The sequence below is a fragment of the Nitrincola alkalilacustris genome (assembly GCF_008973755.1).
GTDB classification, from domain to species: domain Bacteria; phylum Pseudomonadota; class Gammaproteobacteria; order Pseudomonadales; family Balneatricaceae; genus Nitrincola; species Nitrincola alkalilacustris.
This window is the reverse complement of record NZ_WBOM01000005.1, coordinates 139060-159121: the sequence shown is the minus strand read 5'-3', so window position 1 is coordinate 159121 and position 20062 is coordinate 139060. Positions and strand designations below refer to the sequence as shown.

Genomic DNA, 20062 nt, shown 5'->3' with positions numbered 1-20062 from the left:
AGCTGATACTGCTGTCAGCTTGCATGTTGTTTGCTGCAGGCCATATCGCAGCACAGGAGCAGCAGGAACCACTGATGCCCCAACGCACCGCTGCCGTCACAGACGTGGTACTCGGCATTCTCAGCTATACACGCTGGAAGAATGAGCCCGGCCCTATCGATTTCTGTGTCACAGCTCCGACTGAATATGCTGACTCACTGCTTCACGCAGATCTGGATGTACTGGGGCAGCCTATTGTTCCTCAACGTATCGAATGGGATGCCTTTGACATAGCGCTTCGTTGCCAGGTGATTTATATCGGCGTAATGGAAGAGCCTGATTTTCTGAGCCTGTCCCAGCGCATCGCAGGTTATCCAATTCTCACCATTACAGAACAGGATGATCGTTGCAGTGTCGGCAGTATGTTCTGTTTGCTGGTGAACAATATCGAAGTGCGCTTTCTGGTCAATCTGGATTCGATTGCACGCAGTGGAATCCGTGTCCATCCACATGTTCTGAAACTCGGTAACAGACTGGTAGAACAGGAATGAACCAGCAAGTTACAGTAACGCCGACACTACCGTCGCTCAGAGCCACATTGAACAAGGCCCACCTGTCAGTTGCGCTGATCGCTGTTGGTCTGGCCAGCATCCTGTTGACGGTGACAGCACTGCTGGCCTTGCGTGTCCATGCCGAGCATAATCTTCAACTGATAGCCCGCTCCGTCAGTTATACGGTTGAAGCAGCCGTGATGTTCCGTGATGAAGAGGCCGCGTACGAGGCGTTGACACTGATTGTTGCAACAGAAGAAGTTGCCAACGCGCAGGTCACAGATCGTGAAGGAAAGCTGTTGGCTAGCTGGGAAAAACCTGATCAGGGGTTATTTGATCAGGCAGGCAGGCTGATGGCAGACCTGATGCAGCCTCCCGTGCAGGTTCCTATCCTGCAGGGAAATCGAATACTGGGTGAAGTATATGTCACCGGCAGTGGTGGTAGCCTGCTTTCATTTCTGGTCAGCGGCTTACTTGGCATGATCATCTGCATGACCATCAGTATTGTGAGCGCCTATCACCTGTCGCGGCGGATGCAGGGAAATATCACTCGCCCCTTGCGCAAGCTGGTCAGCGTGGCACATGCGGTGCGTTACGACCGTGATTTTTCACAGCGAGTACCGGGAGCCAGTATTGCCGAGCTGAACGAGCTGGGCGATGACTTCAACGAGCTGCTTGATGAGCTAGAGGTCTGGGAAGCTCACCTGAAAAAAGAGAATGAGCACCTGACTCACAAGGCCACACACGACAGCCTGACAGGACTGCCGAATCGTCTCTACTTTGAAGGGCGGCTGAACCGGGCTGTGCGAGATGCCATTGAACACGATCAACAACTGGCTGTGTTCTACCTCGACAGTAATGGTTTTAAAGAGATCAATGACACCTTGGGACATGCGGCAGGTGATGCCGTTCTGATATCAGTTGCAGCGCGAGTCAAAGCACAACTTCGCAACGAGGACATAGTCGCCCGACTCGGCGGCGATGAGTTTGCAGTGCTGATCAACCCTCTGCATGACACAGAAGATGCATTTATTATTGCCGAAAATATTCTCGCCAGTATGAGTGAGCCTGTTAAAATACCCGACGGTCGCACCGTACACACCTCCCTAAGTCTGGGTGTTGCCGTTTACCCGACACATGGCGCCACAGCCAACGTATTACTTCACAGCGCCGACGAAGCCATGTATACAGCCAAACGCAATAAACAGGGAAGCTGGCAGCTGGCCCATCCGGCAGCCTCGAATAAAAGTAATCAGGAGATTTCAAGTGAAGGACAGAGAGAGAAACAAACGTCTATGTAGATCCATCATCAGCCTACTCATGCTTCTTCTGCTGGCAGCTTGTCAGACAGTACCATCAGGATTGAACGCGAAGCAGGTTGAGGTGCTCAAGCAGAATGGCTTCGAATTGACCGATCAGGGCTGGCTACTCAACCTGTCAAACAAGCTGCTGTTTGGGTTTGATGCCGTAGCGCCCGGAGAGGAGGAAAAGGAACTGACCAGCAGACTTGCAACCTCATTGCTGGAGGTGAATATCACTCAGGTCCGACTTGAGGGCCACACTGACTCAATCGGTACCCAGGCCTATAACGATACGCTATCTCTCAATCGTGCCAGAACAGTCCAGGAACTGTTTATCGAAGCCGGCTTCAATCCTGATAGCATCAGTGTGCAGGGGCTGGGGAGTCGCTACCCGGTTGCAGACAACGACACCGAAGAGGGTCGCAGCGAAAATCGTCGCGTCAGTATTATTGTGCAACCCTGAGCGGTTGACCGGGTAGGCTGGAGTCTACCCGGTCAATTGATACAGGGGATGCTATAAAAGGGATCAACCAAGCACTTTCTGCAACCACTGCCCGATCGCCCGGATCTGCGGCAAGGACACTGAATGCTCCATCGGGTAACTCTGATACTCCACCGCATAATCTCGGTTCTTCAGCGTCTCAAACGCCTTTTTACCCAGTGCCTCAGGTACCACCGGATCAAACGTGCCATGCTGAATCATGACCGGGATCTGACTGTTGGCAGCATTGAACTCCACCAGGTTATCGGTCGCAAAGTAGGTGGATAACGCCAGCAACCCTGCCAGCCCCTTGTCATAGCTCAGCGCCGCATGATAAGCCACCGCACCACCCTGAGAGAAACCTGCCAGAACGATCCGCTCTGGCGCAATACCACGTTCGATTTCACGCTCGATCAAACGCACCACTGCTTCGGCAGAGGCGATCAGTTGCACCGAATCCACCTTGCGATCAATATTCATCTCCAGAATGTCATACCAGGCTGGCATCACCATGCCGCCATTGATCGTGACAGGCATGCTCGGTGCATGCGGAAAGATAAACCGTGTCGCCATACTCTCGGGTAACTGCAACTCAGGCACTATCGGCTCGAAATCGTGTCCATCTGCTCCCAGTCCATGCAGCCAGATCACCGCACTATCGGCAGGCTTTGCCGGTTCAATCTCAACACAGGGTAAAAACATAGAGCTCTCCGGCTAAATTAAATGACCATAATTGATGATGGGGGGCAGTTTAGCATTGAGCTGGTTGTCATTGAACAAGTTACCAGCGAACCAATTACCAGCAACCAAGCCATCACGCTTCAGAAGCGTCGGTTTGTGTGCGCAAGGCTTCAAGCCTGGCATACAGATGCTCAGTGAAAAAGCCATGCATCAGGAAGCGCTGGCTCAGATTCCACGGCCCGACCAGATAGTGGGGATATTTGTTGTACGCCATCTCGGCCAGTGAGTCATCACCGATCAACTGGCCGATACGGATCGCAATCGATTGATCCAGATTGAAGCCGTTGATCGCATCCCGATACTCCTCACGCGTCAGCAGCAGGCAGAACAGACACATGAACAGAGAATGCGAGGTTTCAAAATCGAACACCTGAGTACGCCGCTTCTCAATCCTGAACGCCTCCATATCGATCGGCTTCCAGTTGCTCCAGTCGACCTCATCCACCTTTAGAGGTTGTCGATTCTGCCAAGGGCCCATCTCACGGAACAGACGAAACAGCTCCTGATCATGCTCTACGAAGCTATCCACCAGCATACCTCTGATCGAGTCAGGGTAAAGCTGAACCGGAGCCGCCTCCCCGGCCCGATCGGCGCGCGTATTATCTGCCAGAAAATTCAGAATATTCGACTCGGTGGCAAAGTGACGCAGAATCAGTTGGTTGGCCTCGACACTGACAAAGTGCTCGCAGAACCAGCAGATAAGACTTTGCAGCAGCTTGTGAGCGCTGAACTGCGGCAGCGGCAGGCGTTTGAAGAACCACACCAGATGCAGCAGGATCGCGAACAGGAACTGCAACAGCGGGCGCACTGACCAGCGCATCGGATTATCCAGATCCTTGAGCCAGAGCTGCACAGCCGCTGGCTCAATCGGCAGAGAGTTATCGAACTCCACGGCACGGATAAAGGCGCTGCGCGACTTAGCCATGATGATCCACCTCTTCAAGTTGAAGGGCATACAGGCGCGCCACCACACGTGCGGTGCGGATGATCGACTGCTGCGCCTCAGTGCTCTGGCAGACGCGATCGATCAAACCATAGAGTTTATCCAGATGATCGTCGTCATTCTCGCCATGATAGCGCATGAACCGGGTATAACTGCCATCGCCATCCGTCGCCTGATCGACCCGCTCCGCCCAGTCGGAAGCCATCTTCTGCCCCAGCCCTTCGATGATCCACATCGCACCGATCAGATCCACCGGGTTGGGCTGGCTGGCACGGTACATCAGAAACGCATGCAACGCTTCGGTCCCGGCATTACGCTGCGCCTGCTGTATCTCGGCCAGATCACCACCGGCAGCGACATAATCCTGCTCCAGTATCTCATAATCACGGTGCTCATCCTTGGCATGGCCGATCACTTCGGAGCGCACATCGGCAAAATCCCGGTCAAAGCTCGAGGCACAGCGGGTAATCCATCGTGCGCCCTCTACCACCTGCTGACGCAGGTTCAGCAGCAACCGCCGATAATCCTCACGTGTAAACTGGCCGCGTTCCAGGCGCTGTATCACCGGCACTCTGCCCAGCTGCCGTTCAAACTCAAACCAGGTCCGCATCAATCCCTGCAGGCAGGCCTGACCGGTTTCGGTGGTGACTTTCTGTTCCATGACTTTCTGCTCCATGGCTTTCTGCTCCATTCTTATCTCCTCAGCCCTGTTCACAGACCACTGTCAGTTGCATATAAACGTTATTGAACCGACCACTCTCCGGCACCATGCACAGGATCGTCTGCCCTGCCTGCCATGGCTGAGTGCGCCGGAACTCATCCAGCATGATGAAAATCGAAGCACAACCTGTGTTCCCACGCGTATAGAGATTGGTGTACCACTTTTCTTCCGGTATTGCGGCTCCTGCCTGCTGCAGCATGTCGAAGATACGGCTGCGGAAGTAGTGCGACGAGTAATGACACAGCAGATGATCCACCTTCGGGATATCGATCAACCCCTCATCAATCAGCCTCAGGCAACCATCCACTCCCAGCTTGACGATATTCTCCAGCAAGCGCACATCCTGTCGGATCAGCAGCGCACCAGCGGCCTCTGCCTCGGCATAGGTAGGAAAATCCTGCCAGCTCTGCAGGCGGTTGGCAGAGGTCGGCAATCCGACACTCATGCAGACCGGATAGGCATCAGCATGCGAGAAGCTTCTGATCCAGTCGATACGAAAACACTGCCCCCGTGGCCGAGCCTCCAGCAGCATGGCACCGGCACCGTCTGACAGCATCCAGCGCAGAAACTCAGCATTGAAATCGACTTCATCGCCGGCGGCCTCATAACGTGTCGCTTTGAACAGGCGCGACGCCAGTTCACTCGCTATCACCAGTGCATTGGGCTGCTCACCCGCCTTGAGACTGGTATAGGCCGCTTTTAATGCCATCATGCCACTGGAGCAGATACCGTGACTGGTGTGCAGCTCTATATCCGACAACCCCAGCTCCGCCTGCACCATACTGCCAAACCCCGGCAGCACCAGATCGCCTTGGCTGGTCGCAGCACTGAGCATCTTCACCTGACGCGCACTGAGATAGCTCTGATCCAGACACACCTGCCCGGCTCTGGCCGCCATCTCGCTGTTACTGATCAGTGTGTTGTGATCCTGATCTATCGCATAGTGGCGGGTATGAATGCCATTGGACTGCAGAATGCGGCGTTTCAGGCGACTGGGTTTACCATTTATCTGCCCCAACACCTCTTCAATCCGGTCATTATCGATCGGCTCACCGGGCAGATAATGGCCGGTACTGGTGATATAGACACTCATGCTGCACGCCCCCGCTGTTTCAGCGCTTGATGCAAGCAGCGCAGGTTCTCCTCCAGATAGGGTAATCCGCAGAGTATTGCCATAAAGGTCAGATAAAATGCCAGATACCCTTCACCACCATGTGGATTATCCACCCGAGTAAGACTCATCTGTCCCACCCAGTTGAACTGCACCAGATCCAACACTACCGGCCAATTGATGATAAAGATCATCGCCAGCATGTAAAACGGCAGGGTCGCAAGATAGCTGTGCGCATGCATCTCCCAGATACTGATAAAACGTCGGGGAGACGCATAATGAACATCCCAGTGTGCCACTGCCTCGTGCAATAACCAGGCACCCAGACACACCAGCAGCACCAGCACATTCACCTGGAACAACAGGCACATCAGGATCGGAATCCCCACCTGTATCCCCATGACCGAGTGCATCAGCGACTCTTTAAGACCAGATGTGGACTCGATCTGCGTGGCACGATGGCAACACCAGTCAAAGAAGCCCACTATCCCCCACAGGGGCAAAAATACGAACAACAACGCGTTGATCAATAACTGGCTGGTATCCACTCTTACTCCTTGTCGGTGGCGGTAGTTTCAGCAAACATTATATCAGCTCAAACAGCTGTACAAATCCAGCAGCAATTATACAGACCGACAGTGAAACATTATGTACCAGGCACTTACAGGGTAGGATGGACTACTACAGACGGAATCATCAATCTCTAATAAATACTCCCGTTGATACAGATCAACACCAATGTGCTGTAAATTGACTAAGCTGTACCCATGATCAACTCAAGAGCCACAACTAATGTACTCACGTGCGATCAGTAGCAAACAACCTTTCCACTCGGCCTTACTGGCCGCAGGGGTTGTATTGTTTCTGATTGTTTTCTCCATATTGCATCTCTGCACGACTGCCAATGCACATGCGGCAACATCCAGTACGGAGCATCAGTGGTCTGGCCTGGAGCTACCCCACAACGAACATCACTGTCATTCTGTAAACTCTTCACAGGATGCACTGGTCCAATCAAGACATGTCAAACCCGAGCTGAAGCCTGATTTTTTCCTGTTACAGCTGGCTGATTTATCCGGACTGGCAAACTATCAGTCAACCAGTATCCCGACTGCGACCTATCACCTCTCCTCATCTGCACCAATATTCTTACTGACACAACGCCTGCGTTTATGAGTGATCGCACGCAGCGATAGCCGTTGACGTAAGAAACAATCCAGATCTTTTTCAGTGCAATGAATGCAGGCTTTGCCTGCCAGGAGAATAGTCATGAATATTTCAAAAAACAGTCTGTTACAAGGCTTAACCATACTCTTGTTAACCGCCATGTCCAGCCAGGTCATTGCTCAGGGCATGGGTTCGGGTATGGGCTCGGGCATGGGTTCGGGCATGATGGGCTCTGGCATGATGGAAAGCATGCCCAGTGGGCAGTCCGGCATGAAGTCAGAAGCTGATTCACCCATGAGTAAGGGTGGAATGGGCATGATGGGTGGCATGATGAGCGGCGGCATGCAGGGCGGCATGATGTCGGGCATGGGAGGCGGCATGATGAATTCCTGCCCCATGATGGAAGGCGGCATGGGTATGATGGGGGCTGGTATGCATGCCCAACTGACACCTGAGCAACGGTTAGAGGTTCGCAAGCTCAGACACGCTCACCGACCCATTCAGTTCGAACAGATGGGCCAACTGATGAATCTGCGCGAAGACCTGATGGAGAAAATGTCATCAGATCGTCCGAACCCTGATGAAATCAAGGCACTGCACAGTCAAATTGCCGAGATGCATGGTGAAATGCTTGTTGCACGCATCAAGCTGAATAACGCCATTCAGGATCTGCTGACGGATGAACAACGTCAGACCTTGATAGAGTCACCAGCGACCAACAGTGATGAGACAGACCACGCGGCTCACCACTGATCAGTCACGACACTGGCACCAGGCCATCGCAGATGGAAACTCCGCGATGGCCCGATATCAATGCCAGATTTCAAAGGGAGACAGATCATGTCAGCAGATGTTCAGAGCACGCTATTCAAACTGACCGTACCCGGCATGGGCAGCGACCACTGTGCCGGTATTGTCCGCCAGACACTCACTCGCCTTGATGGCGTCGGCGAGATCCATACCAATATCGCCAACCACCGGGTGGAGGTTACTGTTCAGCCGGGTGGCCCGGATGGTGAGCAACTGCGCCTTGCTGTCGAAGGGGCTGGCTATGACGTCGCCGCTGTGCGAAATGATGCACTGGATGATCAAGGTCCGGCAGATACAGAGATCGACGAAGCCTATCTGGACACCGCCAAAAAGCGCCTGTGGATCGCGGGCATCCCCACCACGCTGATCATGTTACTGATGATACCGCATATGTTCTGGCAACCGCTGCCGGGATATCTGCTGATCGTTGTGTTGCTGGCGTTCCCGGTGGTGTTTCTGTACGGCGGTGCGGCCACTCATAAAGCCTCGTGGCGATCACTGACCAACCGCACGTTCAATATGGATGTACTGATCTCGCTGGGCAGTTTACCACCCTACATAATCGGTCTGATTGGGTTTATCTACCCCATGACCTCTTTCGTAGAGATGGCTGCAACCATCATGACCTTCCATCTCCTCGGTCGCTATCTTGAGGCTCGCGCCAAAGGGCGGGCATCACAGGCGATCCGCAGTCTGTTGACGCTGGGGGCAAAAACAGCCCGTGTTGAGCGTGATGGACAGGAGATCGACATCGCCATAGACGAGTTGCAGGTCGGCGATATCATGGTGTTACGACCCGGTGATAAGGTGCCGACCGACGGTGAGGTGGTCAGCGGCGAAAGCCATCTGGACGAATCAATCGCCACTGGCGAATCCGTTCCGGTCTACAAAAGCACCGGCGATACCGTGATCGGTGCCACGATCAACAAAGAAGGTCGCCTGCTTGTGCGGGCAACGCGCATTGGCAAGGATACCTTCCTGTCTCAGGTGGTGCGCTTGATTGATGAAGCACAGGGCTCACGCGTGCCGATTCAGGAGTTCGCTGACCGCATGACGGGTCGCTTTGTCCCGGTGGTGATTCTGATATCACTGGGTAGCTTATTCGCCTGGCTTCTGGCCGCTGACAGCCTGCGGCCAGTCCTTGAATGGGGCGCCCTATTCCTGCCTTGGGTCAATCCAGAGGCCAGCTCATTGGTGTTGGCAATGCTCGCCGCGATTGCCGTGCTGGTTATCGCCTGCCCCTGTGCGCTGGGCCTTGCCACACCGACCGCTTTGATGGTGGGCTCCGGGATCGGCGCGGAACGCGGCATCCTGATCCGTTCCGGCGAGGCAATTCAAACCTTCAAGGATGTCAAAGTGATGGTGTTGGACAAGACCGGCACCATCACCCGAGGCGAACCCAAACTGACCGATACCTACGCTGCCCCCGGTATTGAGGTGTCGCAACTGTTACAGCTTGCCGCCAGTGTCGAAAATGCCTCAGAACACCCGATCGCCCAAGCGATCGTGGCCGGTGCCCGTGAACAGGGCATAGAACCTGAGCAGGTCACTGACTTCCATTCCACCGGCGCACGAGGTGTTGCCGGGAAGATCGACGGTGAAGCGGTTCTGATAGGCAACCGCCGACTTCTGGAAGAGGATGGCGTCAAAGGGCTGGATGCTCTGGACGAGGAGCTATCCCGACTCGAATCACTGGGGCGGACAGTCGTCACGGTGGCACTGAACGGTCAGGCTCTGGGCCTGCTCGCGGTCGCCGACACCATCAAAGAGGATTCAGTCGCCGCCATTCGTGGCATGCACGCACTGGGCCTGCATGTGGTCATGATTACCGGTGACAATGAGCGCGCCGCACGTGCCGTTGCCAGCGAAGTGGGCATCGATGAAGTTCAGGCAGGTGTGCTACCGGAAGGCAAGGTGGATGCCATACGCAAGCTGCAGGAACAATACGGTAATAAAGTCGCCATGGTCGGCGATGGCATCAATGATGCGCCCGCCCTGAAACAAGCCAATGTGGGCATTGCCATCGGAGCGGGGGCGGATGTCGCCATCGAAGCGGCCGATGTCACCCTGGTGCGTGGTGAACTGAGTGCCGTGGTCGAAGCGATGCACCTGTCTCGCGCCACCTTCGCCAAGATCGTACAGAACCTGATCTGGGCCAGTGCCTACAACGCCGCCGCTATCCCGCTGGCCGCTCTGGGTCTGTTGCACCCGATGATCGGCGTTATCGCCATGACAGCCAGCTCATTATCGGTGATAGGCAACTCTCTGCTACTGAAGCGCAGACACGCTCAGTGGATAACATCAGTAGATAACTTCAGTAGATAACTAGAAGGAGCATCTTCATGAACCCTATCAAGCACTCATCCCTGCAACGCAGTTGGCCAATCGCCATCGCTGTGGTGTCACTGGTACTGCTCTACTTCTGGGATCAGCACCGTGGCCATATCCTCGGTGTTCTGCCATATCTGATCATACTGATCTGCCCCCTGATGCATTTTTTCATGCATCGAGGGCATGGACACCATCACCATGACCGGCGCGATGATGACCAGCACTGAGTAGATCAGATCTCTACAAAGCTCACCGCACCATGTTCCTTGAACACGAAACACCCTCTGTGGGATGCTTACGGTACTGCTCTTTGTTCGCTGTCGGCACTGCTGCTACAGAAACTTGACCCAGTTATCGCCTTGATCATCACTGACATAAACCTGATTCCCGGTTGTCGCCAGATAGACTCTGTCAGGCAATTGAGGGTGGAAGACAAAGGCAAACACCAGCTCATTCGCCTCGAGTTGCAGGCCCGTATTGCGGGCTTCCCAGCTCTGCCCACCATCTGCTGAGCGGGCAACGCCATAGGATTCCGTGTGTGCAAACAGCACACCCGGTTGATGCAGACTGCTACCCACTCCCGCCACAGCACCCGTCTGGCCCGTTGTCGCTACCCAACGTTCACCCAGATCCTCAGACACCCACACTCCCTGTGGAGTGCCTGCATGAACTGTATCGCGTTCGGTGCCACTGGCCGCCAGGCAGGGAGCACCCCAGCAAAAACCACCCTGAGCAGGAAGCCCATCTGCGTCGGCAAAGCTCCAACTGACAGCTGCATCAACACTGCGATACAACCGCCCGGCAAAGCTGCCATACAGCACCTCGGGATCGGCGGCACTGATCGTCATGCTGTGAAAATCAACCGTTTCACCCTCCAGCCCGGTAAAAAGCCGGTTGAAGGTACGCCCGCCATCTTCCGACTTGATCACCCCTATATTGCCGCCACGGGCAGGGTGGCCGCTGGCGTAAATGATATTTGGATCATACGGATGCTGTGAGAAACCCATAAAGTCGTCCCGGTTATCCCCCATCTGAAACAGCGCTCCATCTGCCAGTGCAAACAGGCCATGATGCGTTGCCAGCACAATACGGTCATTGACAGCATCCACGCCCAGTCCATGCAGATGAGAAATTGATTTAGCAGGCTGCATGAAATCAGCATTCGATGAGGCTGGCATAAACCGCAGACCAACCAGAATCAGTGGTATGGCTAACAGAAGCAGCACCCCATATCGGCTCCAGTGTGGTAATCGATAAAACATGTAAACTCCTCTTGATCTCGTTATTACTGAATACTATACACCTGTAAACAATCAGGCAGTCATGATCTCTACTGATCTGCTTTCAATCCGATATCTGCTGCAGTGATCGGGCGCGCTACCAACAGCGCAGCCAGCACCGTAAACAGCAGTGAGCCAAACCCCCATACCCAGGCATAGCCAATCATGTCACCCCAAGGGGCCAGAGCATAGGCCAACGCGAGCAGAGCCCAGACAACCACAATCGGGACGATGAGCCAGAAATCTTCATTCATTGTCATATACTCCTATTAATGGCCACCGCCACCGGAGGCAGTAGCGGGTAAAGCCTGCATCATTTCAAAACCAATGATGGTAAAGCCATACATGGCCAACACGATCACCAATATGGACAACGGCCCTGTCATGGCGCGTAGCCCTGGGCTCACCACATGGCGGCTCCAGTCCACGGTTAAGCCAACCTGCTCTGACAGTGGCTGACGACGCGGCAACAGCGAAACAGCAACACCCGCTGCAAATAAGATCAGGGCAAGTGCCATAATGCTGCCGCCAATTGCCACTGTAGCCATCAAGATCTGCCACATCTCCGGGGCCTGGCCCTGATAAGCCATATCCATCACTCTGCGTGGTACACCCAGATAACCCGCTGCGACACCCGCACCACCAAACAGCAACAGACCGATAAACGCCAACCAGGGCAGTAATCGCATCAGCTCAGGCCGCCAGGCCGCCCTGCCCCCCAGGCCCGGCAGCATCACCTGCAGCGCAGCCAGCAAGGTCAGGCTGACGGTGCCAACCGTAAAAAAGTGAAAGTAGCCCGGTACAAAAAAGGTATCAGACAGCAGAGGTGCTAGCTGCTCCTGTATCAGAACGAACGCAAAGGTGATTCCCAACCCCATGCTGAGCACCGCCACGGCAATCGCAGACATTGCCGGATGGCGCCAGGGTAGCAAACGTATCCAGCCAAACAGTCCTCGCCCACCCTGACTGCGCGCATAGACCTCCAGTGAAGCGACAATAATCAAAAAGGCAGTCAGCGTCGGGACACTGACAAACAGGGACAGTAGCGAACCAACCACACGCACCACTCCGGGAAGATCCGGCTCAAGGAACATGTGATAGAGCGATGTCGGCGGCACAAAAACCAGATACAGCGCAAACACGATTTTGGAAAAACGCTCACCAAACACGGATTTCACACCGGTCAGCGCATGGATAAGGACATACCAGAGCAGCACCGTCGCCATCAGCGGTAAATAATGCATATTGTGGAAGACGATATGCCAATTGGTGCCGTGATTAGCCGGAAAATCCGCCCAACCCAAGGCCCAGAGCGTGCCCGGTAAAAACGTGTAGATAGCGGCAAAACCGCTGACAATCAGAAAACCGGCCCAGGTAAACAGTGCAAAACCCACGGCTGACAATCGCTCCTGACGACCGGCACGACGCGGTTCGATCAGTGTGGCAATGGCTGAAAGAGGCAATATCATCAAACCCAACCCCAGCAACAGATACCCCAGATTGAACACCAGCAGATCTCGCGGTGCATATCTGGCCAACTCCGGCGCGCCATCATAAAGCAGCGGCATCCCTTGCTGGATTCCGACCATACTCAATCCAAAACCAACAAGAATCGATGCAAAACCAAGCCAGGCGAGCGCTTTAAGGACCAGTCCTCTGCCCCGTTCAATGGCTGCGAAGCCCAGCAGCAGAGCAGCCTGCGCGATGAATAACCAGTAAAAGAAGATACTGACACCATGCAGCGTCAGCCAACGATAGCCCGTGGTGTTCAGGATATCGATAAAGCCTCCCCGGGCCAGCGCCGTCATTAGCCCACCCATAATCCCGAGCACCAATATGACCAGAGAGGCAGCACTCATGAGGGCAAGCAAACGCCGGTCAGACGTCGCCAGTGCAGCAAATCGATCTGTATAGGTATTGTTCATACAACCTCCAGAGTAGCCTGCATCACATCGTGCGCAGCCCCACAAAAGACGGTGCAATACACCAGATATCTGCCCGGTTCATTAAAGGTGATCTCCATTTCGGTTAAACGACCGGGCCGCAGACGCACCATCCGACCACCCTGGCCGAACTGAATTGATGCACCATGGGAGACATCCACTGCCATCATTCTGAATCGATAGGGTTGCCCGACATCCAGACGTAACTTGTTCGGCTGGTAATACCACATGCCAGCTGCCAGATAGACATCCAGCACCTCCTGCTGAAGAGCAGCTGATTCCTGCTCAACGGCATTGTGAGCCATACTGCCATGAGCCATCATGCTGTGATCCATAGCACCTTGATCCATAGCACCGTGATCCATTACGCCCTCAGCAGCTCCAGGCATCGATGTCATTTGGCGCGGATGAACCGTGCCATCCGACAGACTATAGCGTTCGATGAATGCGGCACTCTGGCGATTGAACTCTTCAACACTCGGCCCACTCGCCGCACCATGGCCTGCATGGGCAGCATGCCCACCCGCTCCCGCACCGTGGTCTCCGTGCCCTCCCATTCCGAGTAGTGCAAGCGGACCAGGTGCTGCACCATAGGCAGCCCATACACCGTAAAGACTGACGCCGCCAAACCCCATAGCCGCGATAAAAGCGCGCCGGGTTGTAAAATGTTTTTCTGAAGCCATGCTGCCTCCCTTGCGCCCTGCCAAAAACTCCTTGCAGGAGTTCTGAACCCAAAAACGCCTTGTCATTGCATTACGATTACTGGAACGAGTATAAGGGGCAGATACCGACTGAACTTTTACCGCTGGATTACAACTTTGTAATCTTTCTGGTAACCGCTTGCGTGTCATGCTCTGGCACCTGAGAATGTAGGACATGCGAATACTGATTGTTGAAGACGAACCCAAAACCGGTGACTACCTGCTGCAAGGTATGATCGAGGCTGGTTTTGTTACAGACCTTGCCCGGAACGGGCCCGATGGCCTGCATATGGCATTGGAGGGAGAGTATGATCTGGTGATCCTGGATGTGATGCTGCCCGGCATGAACGGCTGGAAGGTACTGGAGTCAATTCGCGCCTCCGGTCGTGACATGCCGGTGCTGTTTCTGACCGCACGTGATCAGGTGGAAGACCGCGTGCAGGGGCTGGAACTGGGTGCTGATGATTATCTGATCAAGCCCTTTGCCTTCTCTGAACTACTCGCACGGGTACGGGCATTGTCCCGTCGCAACAAGGCGCCTGTGGTCGAAATATTAAAAGCAGGTGATCTGGAAATGGACCTGCTGCGCCGCCGCGTTCATCGCGCCGGGCAACGTATTACTCTCACCCCCAAAGAGTTCGCTCTGCTTGAACTGCTGCTGCGTCGTCAGGAGGAGATTCTGCCACGATCACTGATCGCCTCTCTGGTCTGGGATATGAACTTCGACAGTGACACCAATGTGGTCGAGGTCGCCGTGCGCCGCCTGCGTGCCAAGGTGGATGACCCTTTTTCTCCCAGACTGATCCGCAATGTCCGTGGCATGGGTTATGTGCTGGAAGACCCTGACACGAATCAATAGCATGATGAAACCGATATCACTCACAGCCCGTCTGGCGTTACTCTTTACGATAGCCGCCACACTGGTACTGCTATTGTCCGGCTGGATGCTGTCCCTGGCTATTGATCGACATTTTATCGAGCAGGATACGACCGAATTAAAAAGCAGACTGGCGGTAATCACGCCACAACTGGCAACAGCTACTACATCGGATGCCTTGGACTATCTGCTGCACCAACTGAACACCCTGCATACCCATCATGTGATGATCTCAGCTATCCGAACATCAGACACCTCAAGATCACTCATTGAACCAGAGTTGACTAGCTGGCAACAGGATGGACACCATTTTCGACGTCTCAGCGGAATCTACCCAACCGAGTTACCCGATAGCAACATCCTGCTGACGATCGACCTGGATATCACACACCATGAAGAGTTCCTGATCTATTTCAATCGCCTGGTATGGAGCTTCGTACTGTTCTTTTCCCTGATCATGACGGTGCTGGCATGGTTTGCCGCCCGCCAGGGGCTCGCGCCTCTGCGCAAAGTAACCGCTCTGGCAAGCAAGGTATCCGCTGACAGGCTGGATGAGCGCCTGTGCATGACCCAGGTGCCCGCTGAGCTATTACCGCTAGCGCAGTCACTCAACGAGATGCTTGAACGGCTGAAGGACTCCTTTCAGCGTCTGTCGCACTTTTCATCAGATATTGCACATGAGTTACGTACACCGGTAAACAATCTGATGATACAGACCGAAGTGGCCCTGTCACACTCACGCACACCAGAGGAGTACCGCGATCTGCTGGGTTCCAATCTGGAGGAGTATGAGAAACTGGCGCGCATGATTTCAGACATGCTGTTTATTGCCAAGGCGGACAATGGTCTGATCATTCCCTTGCGCGAGAAAATCAACCTTTCAACTGAAACCGGGCGCCTGGCAGAGTTCTTCGAGCCACTGGCGGCAGAGTCATCAGTAAAGATCAGTATTGAAGGCGCCGCAGAGGTAGCGGGAGATCGAGTCATGCTGACTCGCGCTTTGTCCAATCTCATTTCCAATGCCATACACCATGCAGCGCCTGATTCTGAGATTAAATTGATCATCACTGCACACAAGGATGGAGTGCAGATCGCCGTCGAAAATCAGGGAGAAGAGATACCTGAAGAACACCTTCCCTATCTTTTTGATCGCTTTTATCGTGCCCATCCAGCCCGAGATAATGCAACAGAACATTCAGGACTGGGGCTAGCCATCACGCGCGCGATCATCACTGCGCATGGCGGTCAGATAAGCGTGACTTCGACAAGCGGTGTTACGCGATTTTTGATTGAAATGTCTGCTCCTCTTCCATGATCATGGATATCAGATGCGGTTCCAGCCACTCAACCACCTGATCCCACAAGGGCCTCGCTACTGAGCGCCGGAAGAAGCCGAAATGGCCTATTGCTGACATCTCAAACTCCTCTGGGGTCATCAGTCGCACCTGCGTCGGTGCATTGGCATAGTATCTGGCCAGCGCCTGTACAGCCGGTTCCGGTGCAAACCTGAGATCATCCGAGAAGGCCCAGAGTTCCATCGGCGTTTGAACCTCAGCAAACCTGTCGTGGTAAAAGTTTCCATCCTGATCATGAATAAATTGCGGATGGCGACACCAGCGACTCCACTCTTTCGCTACCGAGCCGGGTAACCCATCACCCCCTATCAGGAAACTGGGCAGCCTGCCGTAAATGCGCAGTGTCAACGGCACCAGCAGATGCCAGTCCAACCAGCGACGCCAGCGGTTGATTCTCGGCCAGTTTTTCCAGTAACCATTCTGCGAGGCCACCATCAGGGCAGCACTGACCTTATGATGATTATCGGTAAGTCCCAGCAACTGCCCCCCGATTGAATGGCCAAGATAAAGTATCGACTCCAGCGGCCACTCTCCACTGACCCAGTCAATCAGTGATGACAGATCCTGACGCCCCCAATCCAGCATCGTGGGATCGCTGCCTGTCCAGTCGGCGTGGTTACTGGCCGCGATGGTTCGATAGTCGAACGTCACCACTCTGATCCCCTGACGCGCCAGAAAGCTCGCAAAGTGATCATAATAGGTCTGTGGAGCGGCCGTTGCCGATCCGATCAACAGCGTTGTTCTTGCTCCCAATCCGGCAGCTTCAAACCAACGCACTGCCAAGGGATAACCGTCACGCGCCAGCAATGTTTTGGAACTGATATTAACCATTACCGCCCTCTCCTGTCTGGTACAGCAGCACTTGTAACTTGGCGACGCCAATACTGACGACGCGCTGTTATGACAAATTTCGGATCGAGATTACGTAACAGGAGGGCCCTGTGACAAACGAGCTCTTCAACAATTCAGATAAGAAAAACTCACCCGAATGACTGAACGAAAATCTAACGTGACTTTTTATGGCTGGCATTTACCCTGCTTTCATGAAGGCTGCGTAGCGGCTTTCATATTCAGCCAATAAGCCTTTCAGCCAGCCCATCAGTTGCTGTACCTCCGGATAACCGGCAACAGAGGGCCGAACCACCACATAGATGGTCCCGAACAGGATTCGGCGATCCGGAAAAGGTGCAACCAGGGAGCCTCTTTCAAGCCAGTCCACAACGAGCGGTAGATAGCCCATACAGACACCATCACCCTGCCTGACGGCATTCAACGCACTGCGATTGGCATTGAACTGCATGGAGGATTCCGTCTCCGGTGCCTGCCAGCCCTGCTGAGCAAACCATTGTGACCAACACTGATCATCACCGATAGAACGATAACTGGGCTGCTCAAGGAGTATCTCAGGAGACAGGCGGATCTGTTCAGCCAATGCAGGCCGACAGACAGGGGTGGCATACAGATCCATCAACTTCATATCAGCAGCCACAACCGGATCACGCTTGAATCGAATGGCGACATCCACCTGCGCCGCTTCCATATCCAGCACTCTGGCATCCCCAATCAGCTTGATGCCGATACCTGGAATCAGGCTCTGTAACTGATGCAGACGCGGCGCTATAACATCCGAATCCAATGAAGGGATACTGCTGATCCGCAATGACTTGAGCCGGGCAGGACGCAGATCCCGAGTCGCGACCGACAGGATCTGCAATGCCCGAGACACCTCTTGCAGATAGCTCTCACCTCTTGCGGTGAGCTCCAGTCCTCTATTCAGCCGGATAAAGAGCCGGACATCCAGATGCTCCTCAAGCTCCTTGACCTGATGACTGATCGCCGAGGGAGTGACATGTAACTCCTCACTCGCTTTCTTGAAGCTGAGTAACCGCCCGGCCGCTTCGAAAGAGCGCAGCAGATTGAGTGAAGGCAGATGTCGATACATGCAGCGGGTTAATCCTTATTCGAGTCGGAACCCGATTTTAACCACCACCTGAAAATGTGCCACCTTTCCATCTACGATATGACCACGATTTTCAATCACCTCATACCAGTCCATATGTTTGACGCTCTCGGCTGCCTTGGCAATGGCACAACGGATCGCATCATCCGTACCGACTGTCGAAGAACCGGCCACTTCAATAATTTTATAAACATGTGCAGACATGATGACCTCCTTTTTAGTTTTGTCATGACTGACAGTATCAGAAAATTATCCGGGATAAGCCAGTTTCAGCCAAGACTTGCAGCCACCATCTCAATCGACAGGGGGTCAGCCACCCTTTCAGTATCAGTACACCAGAACTCATGTACGATTCGCGTCAGCCGCTCTACACCTCTGTTCGCCACCGGCAGATGTCCGGACAGGATTCTTTCAGGCGCGATCTGTCGCATTGCTGACAAAGCCTGTGCAAATTTTGCCTGATCTGCACTTGTCAACCAGGGAGCATCTACAGTTGACCAGAGAGCCATCCCATCACGTAGCGAGTCCTCATCTATCTCCTCAAATGTGCTCACAATATCAGGCAGCAGTGCTCCGAAGCTATCGGCAGCAAAGAAAGTGCCCGAGCGGGAATCCATGAATCCGATCGTTTCAGGAGCATCGTAGTATAACGGCCGTACCGGCGTCAGCGTCCGATCACTCAACTCCAGTCGCGCACCCGGCTCCAGAAGGTGCACCCTGCTGAGATCATGACCCAGCATATTCATTTTTCCCATACCCAGAAAATTGGTAACAACTTTTGCTTTAGGCGCCCTTTCAAGAACTGATGCCAGATTCCCTATATGATCAGCATCAGTATGACTCAGCCAGATCCAGCACAGGTCATCAAGATCAATTTCGGATGCCAATACTTCCAGATAGGCATCCCCCAACATTGCGAGCCCCGTGTCCACTAGCAGAGGCTCACTCCCCTGCAACAGAAAGCTGTTAACAGGCAATACCCCCATCCCAGGTACAGGAACAAAGGCGGGCAAAACTGTCCAGCTATCTCCAGCCATCAGGGCACTCAGCATTACCGGTTGTTGAAGTTTACTCATGAATCAATCCTCCGAATTTAAATAAACACAACTGTTTATCTAAATAAAAAATAATTCAGCCTATCGTACTTGTCAACATTTAAGTAAACATGTATGTTTATCGAATGACAGAAAAGCGCAACTACCGACTCCGCAAGCGTGCGGAAACCAAAGAAGAAACACGTCAACGGATTGTTGAAGCGTCCATGCAACTACATGAGGAATTAGGTCCCAGTTTAACGACAATCAGTGCCATCGCAGAACGCGCAGGTGTACAAAGGCTTACCGTTTACCGACACTTTGCTGATGAAACTGCAATATTTCAGGCCTGCACATCACACTGGCTATGCCTGAATCCTCTACCTGACCCTGATAAGTGGATGAGCATTTCAGATGGGATGGAACGTACCAGAACAGCCCTGCTTGCTTTCTATCATTACTATCGACAGACAGAGCGCATGTTGACAGTTTCTTACCGGGATGAGGCATTGGTACCAGCATTACAGCAACCGATGGAGGAAGTACGCACTTTCATGCGTTCTATAAAAGACGGGCTAATGGCAGCGCTGGATAATAACCCGGAACTGGCCATCACCGTCCAGCATGCCTTGGATTTCACAACCTGGAAATCCTTAAGGGAGCAGGGACTGAGCGATGAGAAGATGGTCACGCTGGTTTGTGGGTGGATAAGTGCATCGGGTAGGCTTTAGCCATATCCCGCTCACGCTGATCATCACCAATTGAATGGTAACCGG

Annotated in this window: 22 protein-coding genes; 9 read left to right on the top strand and 13 right to left on the bottom strand. The window is 53.7% G+C overall.

Going from position 1 to position 20062, the window contains the following annotated elements; translation table 11 throughout:
- The first annotated feature begins 74 nt into the window (after positions 1 to 74).
- From yfiR to yfiB, 3 genes are read left to right on the top strand one after another with little or no spacing between them, the layout of a single operon-like run.
- The gene (yfiR, locus tag F7R27_RS10925) at positions 75 to 530 is read left to right on the top strand and encodes a regulatory sequestration protein YfiR (protein ID WP_168927482.1); all 456 of its coding nucleotides are present in this window, start codon (positions 75 to 77) and stop codon (positions 528 to 530) included.
- Positions 527 to 1831 carry a diguanylate cyclase DgcN/YfiN gene (gene dgcN, locus F7R27_RS10920; protein ID WP_151704293.1) on the top strand — a complete coding sequence of 435 codons (1305 nt, stop codon included), beginning with the start codon at positions 527 to 529 and terminating at the stop codon, positions 1829 to 1831. Before yfiR ends, dgcN begins: the two co-directional genes overlap by 4 nt.
- Complete coding sequence (gene yfiB / locus F7R27_RS10915) at positions 1797 to 2294, top strand: outer membrane lipoprotein YfiB (RefSeq protein ID WP_476739165.1); 498 nt, start codon at positions 1797 to 1799, stop codon at positions 2292 to 2294. The genes dgcN and yfiB overlap by 35 nt, the downstream gene beginning before the upstream one ends.
- Before the next feature lie 63 nt (positions 2295 to 2357).
- Here yfiB and F7R27_RS10910 read toward each other — a convergent pair whose 3' ends face one another.
- The 5 genes from F7R27_RS10910 to F7R27_RS10890 all read right to left on the bottom strand — a co-directional run bounded on the left by F7R27_RS10910 (position 2358) and on the right by F7R27_RS10890 (position 6376).
- Positions 2358 to 3014 (bottom strand): alpha/beta hydrolase, encoded by a 657-nt coding sequence (locus F7R27_RS10910; RefSeq protein WP_151704291.1) that lies wholly within the window; start codon positions 3012 to 3014, stop codon positions 2358 to 2360.
- A 112-nt stretch (positions 3015 to 3126) separates the two neighbouring features.
- Complete coding sequence (locus tag F7R27_RS10905; RefSeq protein ID WP_151704290.1) at positions 3127 to 3978, bottom strand: DUF6999 family protein; 852 nt, start codon at positions 3976 to 3978, stop codon at positions 3127 to 3129.
- Positions 3971 to 4687, bottom strand: coding sequence for an iron-containing redox enzyme family protein (locus tag F7R27_RS10900; RefSeq protein ID WP_240776346.1), 717 nt, complete (start codon positions 4685 to 4687; stop codon positions 3971 to 3973). Before F7R27_RS10900 ends, F7R27_RS10905 begins: the two co-directional genes overlap by 8 nt.
- A gap of 10 nt (positions 4688 to 4697) precedes the next feature.
- Positions 4698 to 5810, bottom strand: a complete 1113-nt coding sequence (locus F7R27_RS10895; RefSeq protein ID WP_151704289.1) for a beta-ketoacyl-ACP synthase III — start codon at positions 5808 to 5810, stop codon at positions 4698 to 4700.
- Complete coding sequence (locus tag F7R27_RS10890; RefSeq protein WP_151704288.1) at positions 5807 to 6376, bottom strand: diguanylate cyclase; 570 nt, start codon at positions 6374 to 6376, stop codon at positions 5807 to 5809. Before F7R27_RS10890 ends, F7R27_RS10895 begins: the two co-directional genes overlap by 4 nt.
- A gap of 721 nt (positions 6377 to 7097) precedes the next feature.
- Between F7R27_RS10890 and F7R27_RS18720 the strand changes: the two genes are divergently transcribed.
- The 3 genes from F7R27_RS18720 to F7R27_RS10880 all read left to right on the top strand — a co-directional run bounded on the left by F7R27_RS18720 (position 7098) and on the right by F7R27_RS10880 (position 10363).
- On the top strand, positions 7098 to 7748 hold the full coding sequence (locus F7R27_RS18720) for a Spy/CpxP family protein refolding chaperone (RefSeq protein ID WP_206060479.1): 651 nt from the start codon (positions 7098 to 7100) through the stop codon (positions 7746 to 7748).
- 87 nt (positions 7749 to 7835) lie between these two features.
- Positions 7836 to 10130: a heavy metal translocating P-type ATPase gene (locus F7R27_RS10885; protein ID WP_240776345.1), complete on the top strand. Its 2295-nt coding sequence runs from the start codon at positions 7836 to 7838 to the stop codon at positions 10128 to 10130.
- 17 nt (positions 10131 to 10147) lie between these two features.
- Positions 10148 to 10363 carry a DUF2933 domain-containing protein gene (locus tag F7R27_RS10880; protein ID WP_151704287.1) on the top strand — a complete coding sequence of 72 codons (216 nt, stop codon included), beginning with the start codon at positions 10148 to 10150 and terminating at the stop codon, positions 10361 to 10363.
- 105 nt (positions 10364 to 10468) lie between these two features.
- Here the strand turns inward: F7R27_RS10880 and F7R27_RS10875 are convergent, their stop codons facing one another.
- The 4 genes from F7R27_RS10875 to F7R27_RS10860 all read right to left on the bottom strand — a co-directional run bounded on the left by F7R27_RS10875 (position 10469) and on the right by F7R27_RS10860 (position 14042).
- On the bottom strand, positions 10469 to 11398 hold the full coding sequence (locus F7R27_RS10875) for a WD40/YVTN/BNR-like repeat-containing protein (protein WP_151704286.1): 930 nt from the start codon (positions 11396 to 11398) through the stop codon (positions 10469 to 10471).
- 68 nt (positions 11399 to 11466) lie between these two features.
- Positions 11467 to 11670, bottom strand: coding sequence for a hypothetical protein (locus F7R27_RS10870; RefSeq protein ID WP_151704285.1), 204 nt, complete (start codon positions 11668 to 11670; stop codon positions 11467 to 11469).
- A 15-nt stretch (positions 11671 to 11685) separates the two neighbouring features.
- On the bottom strand, positions 11686 to 13341 hold the full coding sequence (locus tag F7R27_RS10865; RefSeq protein WP_151704284.1) for a cbb3-type cytochrome c oxidase subunit I: 1656 nt from the start codon (positions 13339 to 13341) through the stop codon (positions 11686 to 11688).
- Positions 13338 to 14042, bottom strand: a complete 705-nt coding sequence (locus tag F7R27_RS10860) for a cupredoxin domain-containing protein (RefSeq protein ID WP_151704283.1) — start codon at positions 14040 to 14042, stop codon at positions 13338 to 13340. Before F7R27_RS10860 ends, F7R27_RS10865 begins: the two co-directional genes overlap by 4 nt.
- A gap of 193 nt (positions 14043 to 14235) precedes the next feature.
- On the opposite strand from F7R27_RS10860, the gene F7R27_RS10855 reads away from it, so the two are divergent.
- Positions 14236 to 14919 carry a heavy metal response regulator transcription factor gene (locus F7R27_RS10855; RefSeq protein ID WP_151704282.1) on the top strand — a complete coding sequence of 228 codons (684 nt, stop codon included), beginning with the start codon at positions 14236 to 14238 and terminating at the stop codon, positions 14917 to 14919.
- Position 14920: 1 nt separating this feature from the next.
- Positions 14921 to 16252, top strand: a complete 1332-nt coding sequence (locus F7R27_RS10850; RefSeq protein WP_168927481.1) for a heavy metal sensor histidine kinase — start codon at positions 14921 to 14923, stop codon at positions 16250 to 16252.
- Here F7R27_RS10850 and F7R27_RS10845 read toward each other — a convergent pair.
- The 4 genes from F7R27_RS10845 to F7R27_RS10830 form a co-directional block, all read right to left on the bottom strand.
- A complete protein-coding gene (locus F7R27_RS10845; protein WP_151704280.1) occupies positions 16212 to 17123 on the bottom strand; it encodes an alpha/beta hydrolase family protein in 912 nt (303 codons plus the stop codon). The genes F7R27_RS10850 and F7R27_RS10845 overlap by 41 nt on opposite strands.
- 199 nt (positions 17124 to 17322) lie before the next feature.
- Positions 17323 to 18234 (bottom strand): LysR family transcriptional regulator, encoded by a 912-nt coding sequence (locus tag F7R27_RS10840; RefSeq protein WP_151704279.1) that lies wholly within the window; start codon positions 18232 to 18234, stop codon positions 17323 to 17325.
- 15 nt (positions 18235 to 18249) lie between these two features.
- Complete coding sequence (locus F7R27_RS10835) at positions 18250 to 18456, bottom strand: dodecin (RefSeq protein WP_151704278.1); 207 nt, start codon at positions 18454 to 18456, stop codon at positions 18250 to 18252.
- A gap of 65 nt (positions 18457 to 18521) precedes the next feature.
- Positions 18522 to 19328: an MBL fold metallo-hydrolase gene (locus F7R27_RS10830; protein ID WP_151704277.1), complete on the bottom strand. Its 807-nt coding sequence runs from the start codon at positions 19326 to 19328 to the stop codon at positions 18522 to 18524.
- A 104-nt stretch (positions 19329 to 19432) separates the two neighbouring features.
- On the opposite strand from F7R27_RS10830, the gene F7R27_RS10825 reads away from it, so the two are divergent.
- On the top strand, positions 19433 to 20017 hold the full coding sequence (locus tag F7R27_RS10825; protein WP_151704276.1) for a TetR/AcrR family transcriptional regulator: 585 nt from the start codon (positions 19433 to 19435) through the stop codon (positions 20015 to 20017).
- The last annotated feature ends 45 nt before the right edge of the window (positions 20018 to 20062 follow it).

Excerpts from the sequence above, each read along its gene's own strand:
- yfiR (WP_168927482.1), top strand. The coding sequence starts at position 75 with ATGCCCCAACGCACCGCTGCCGTCACAGACGTGGTACTCGGCATTCTC.
- dgcN (WP_151704293.1), top strand. The coding sequence starts at position 527 with ATGAACCAGCAAGTTACAGTAACGCCGACACTACCGTCGCTCAGAGCC.
- F7R27_RS10910 (WP_151704291.1), bottom strand. The coding sequence starts at position 3,014 with ATGTTTTTACCCTGTGTTGAGATTGAACCGGCAAAGCCTGCCGATAGT.
- F7R27_RS10905 (WP_151704290.1), bottom strand. The coding sequence starts at position 3,978 with ATGGCTAAGTCGCGCAGCGCCTTTATCCGTGCCGTGGAGTTCGATAAC.
- F7R27_RS10900 (WP_240776346.1), bottom strand. The coding sequence starts at position 4,687 with ATGGAGCAGAAAGCCATGGAGCAGAAAGTCATGGAACAGAAAGTCACC.
- F7R27_RS10895 (WP_151704289.1), bottom strand. The coding sequence starts at position 5,810 with ATGAGTGTCTATATCACCAGTACCGGCCATTATCTGCCCGGTGAGCCG.
- F7R27_RS18720 (WP_206060479.1), top strand. The coding sequence starts at position 7,098 with ATGAATATTTCAAAAAACAGTCTGTTACAAGGCTTAACCATACTCTTG.
- F7R27_RS10885 (WP_240776345.1), top strand. The coding sequence starts at position 7,836 with ATGTCAGCAGATGTTCAGAGCACGCTATTCAAACTGACCGTACCCGGC.
- F7R27_RS10880 (WP_151704287.1), top strand. The coding sequence starts at position 10,148 with ATGAACCCTATCAAGCACTCATCCCTGCAACGCAGTTGGCCAATCGCC.
- F7R27_RS10875 (WP_151704286.1), bottom strand. The coding sequence starts at position 11,398 with ATGTTTTATCGATTACCACACTGGAGCCGATATGGGGTGCTGCTTCTG.
- F7R27_RS10870 (WP_151704285.1), bottom strand. The coding sequence starts at position 11,670 with ATGAATGAAGATTTCTGGCTCATCGTCCCGATTGTGGTTGTCTGGGCT.
- F7R27_RS10865 (WP_151704284.1), bottom strand. The coding sequence starts at position 13,341 with ATGAACAATACCTATACAGATCGATTTGCTGCACTGGCGACGTCTGAC.
- F7R27_RS10860 (WP_151704283.1), bottom strand. The coding sequence starts at position 14,042 with ATGGCTTCAGAAAAACATTTTACAACCCGGCGCGCTTTTATCGCGGCT.
- F7R27_RS10855 (WP_151704282.1), top strand. The coding sequence starts at position 14,236 with ATGCGAATACTGATTGTTGAAGACGAACCCAAAACCGGTGACTACCTG.
- F7R27_RS10850 (WP_168927481.1), top strand. The coding sequence starts at position 14,921 with ATGATGAAACCGATATCACTCACAGCCCGTCTGGCGTTACTCTTTACG.
- F7R27_RS10845 (WP_151704280.1), bottom strand. The coding sequence starts at position 17,123 with ATGGTTAATATCAGTTCCAAAACATTGCTGGCGCGTGACGGTTATCCC.
- F7R27_RS10840 (WP_151704279.1), bottom strand. The coding sequence starts at position 18,234 with ATGTATCGACATCTGCCTTCACTCAATCTGCTGCGCTCTTTCGAAGCG.
- F7R27_RS10835 (WP_151704278.1), bottom strand. The coding sequence starts at position 18,456 with ATGTCTGCACATGTTTATAAAATTATTGAAGTGGCCGGTTCTTCGACA.
- F7R27_RS10830 (WP_151704277.1), bottom strand. The coding sequence starts at position 19,328 with ATGAGTAAACTTCAACAACCGGTAATGCTGAGTGCCCTGATGGCTGGA.
- F7R27_RS10825 (WP_151704276.1), top strand. The coding sequence starts at position 19,433 with ATGACAGAAAAGCGCAACTACCGACTCCGCAAGCGTGCGGAAACCAAA.